Raw genomic sequence first — 2,346 nt, 5'->3', positions numbered from 1 at the left:
ACTTAAAGCCCAATTATGCAAATATTTCTCCGTTTCATAAAGAATCCCCATTTCGCGAGTCGCGAAAAAAACATTATCGTGCAGAGTGAGAAGACATTGATAAAGAATCATCGATTTTACCTCAATATTTTTGATTTCTTTAAGCTGCTAAAAAATCAATTATTTTGTTGACAAATTAAGCTAACGGCAACCCTTACAGCCCGCCAACGATTCAAATCGCTGGCTAATAGCTAAAGTCCACTTAAGTGGACTAAATGTAAATGCTAATTTTCCAGTCCATTTTAATGGACTTCCGCTATTAGCCCGGAACTTGAGTTCCGGGCGGGTGAAGACATCCCAATTAAGAACCAGATTTACCTTTACTTTTGCCCTTTTCCTTAGTCAAAGCGCCATAGGTTTCGGCATAACTTTTCGTCTGCTGATACAGCGCCGTCAAAGTTTCTTGCAAGCGAGTTTCATCCTGATAAATTTCCCCAACTTCGGTCAACAATTCATCCAATTGAGGACGCAAAATCACCTGATTTTTCCGCACTGGTTCCTTTTTAATTAAACTATCTGCCACTTCCGTCGCCTTGGTAAGAATATCGCTAATCGGAGCAGTAATATCCGGCTTTAACGCATCGTAAAGCGCCTGAGTAAAATGCAGATTACTGAAAATTTCTCCATCGCAAAACGCAATTCCAACAATGTGATTTGTCATCGTACCCGTGCGAGATTCCTGTGCGCCATAGCGTCGAGTTCGCAACAGATTACCCAAAACATAAATAAAACCTTCAAAAGTCGGATCGCGCAGAGTTTCCACCGTTGGAAATGCCACTTCTGGGAGAATGTGATCTAATTCATTAATTGCACTCCGCATTTCACCTTTTTCGCTCATCGTTCCCCCTTCATAAGGAGCGTTAAACGTAAAGCTGCGATGGGAATTTTCGTAAGGCGTGAGAGAAAATGCCGAATCAGAATAAACTTTGGAACGTTCCGATCCGCTATCACCAATAGCGAAACCATAAAGAATGCAATCAGGGCATTTTTTACAAGATTTTTCGCCATTATATTCGCAGCAATTATCCGTTCCTTCGGTGGCGCTAGTTAAGTTTAAAGAGCGCAGTAATTCCCGTCCTGCTAACCGTTCTGGTGTAATTTGTTTGCGCTTAAACATAACAAGGCGGCTAAGAAAATCGCGAGTATTTAAACCTGCTTGGGTGCGTGCAGTATTCAATACTCCATCTGTTTGAAAAACTGGAAAAGATTGGCTGTGTCGCACCATTAAAAAGTGAACGTATTTACCTGATGCTAAACGCGGAAATGCGGTTTGAAATTGAGGTTTGAGAGTTTCGAGAATAGCCATGATGATTTATTTTCCTTCTGATTGAGATTGTTGTTTTTCTTGAAAATGTAGCCAACGGTAAGCAAATTCAGCCCCCGCTTTGATGCGGTTGCGGTTTTCTTGGAGAAGGGCGCGATCGCCTTTATATTGCCCCAAAAATATTTCCTGCACGCAAGTAGTCATAAAGCCATGAATTGCTTCGAGTTCCTGTTGCTGACGCAGGGCATAATCAACAGATTTATCCTTTAGCAACGGACGTTTATAGACTTCTTGGCGATCGAGTGCAGCGTGCAATTGTCCAGCGCCTTGCAAAATTAAATCTTTCGGATCGATATTAGTCGGGCTAGAAAGAATTACCTCTAAAGCTTTGGTAATTGGCAATAAAATTGCGTGGCTTGATTCTTTCAAATCGACTTGGTAAAATTTGCGATATTTTCGTACCAAGTCTTCTGTAAAATCGATTGTTTTCTCCATCATAACATCTCCTTGTGACCAAATTTGGGCAAATTTCCAGTAGCGATCGACCTCTTTGGGAGAAGGTTCTCGCTTGTCCCGACGCAAACTTTCATTTGCGATCGCAAACACATTCAAAACATCCGTCGCCAAATCTCTCACAGTGCCATTAAAAGCTTGCCAACGTGCATCGGGTTTCGCACTGCGATTATCTAAATGAATGCTATAAGCTATTAACAAACGTTCCAGTGCATTCTGTAAGTTATCTAAGCGAAGAGATGAATCTAAACCTAATAAATTCCAAAAGCCAGCCGCCCCATCTAACTTGACAGTTTCTAGAAACTCTTTATCGCTAGCATAAAGGGGATCTTGGCTTGCAGTTGCTACCACTTTTACGCCCAAAAGCCTGGGTAAAGCAAGGGCTAAAAAAGTTGGTTCCACCCAAGCATCGGTGATAGTTTTTCCCATTGTAGTCGTGTAAGTCATTGCCATAAAAGGCAAGTCTCGCACAGAATATTGATGTTTACCAAATCTTCCCGCTTCTGCTTCCTCATCATCTTCATCTCGCC

The 2,346-nt window shown here is 41.7% G+C and carries 3 protein-coding genes; all 3 read right to left on the bottom strand.

Annotated features, from left to right (window positions below):
* The coding region (cas5d, locus tag H6S82_RS33780) for a type I-D CRISPR-associated protein Cas5/Csc1 (protein WP_242057157.1) at positions 1–111 on the bottom strand (111 nt) is incomplete at its 3' end.
* Positions 112–340: 229 nt separating this feature from the next.
* On the bottom strand, positions 341–1,345 hold the full coding sequence (gene cas7d, locus H6S82_RS29515) for a type I-D CRISPR-associated protein Cas7/Csc2 (protein ID WP_190471362.1): 1,005 nt from the start codon (positions 1,343–1,345) through the stop codon (positions 341–343).
* 6 nt (positions 1,346–1,351) lie between these two features.
* Positions 1,352–2,346: type I-D CRISPR-associated protein Cas10d/Csc3 (cas10d, locus tag H6S82_RS29510; RefSeq protein WP_191057200.1), on the bottom strand; the 995-nt coding region annotated here is incomplete at its 5' end.

Origin of the sequence: Planktothrix sp. FACHB-1355, from assembly GCF_014748295.1 — a bacterium.
Classification (GTDB): Bacteria; Cyanobacteriota; Cyanobacteriia; order Cyanobacteriales; family Aerosakkonemataceae; genus Aerosakkonema; species Aerosakkonema funiforme_A.
This window is presented reverse-complemented; position numbering and strand designations above follow the sequence as displayed.

Bases quoted from the DNA above. Each gene is read 5' to 3' on its own strand.
- cas7d (WP_190471362.1), bottom strand. From the start codon at position 1,345: ATGGCTATTCTCGAAACTCTCAAACCTCAATTTCAAACCGCATTTCCG.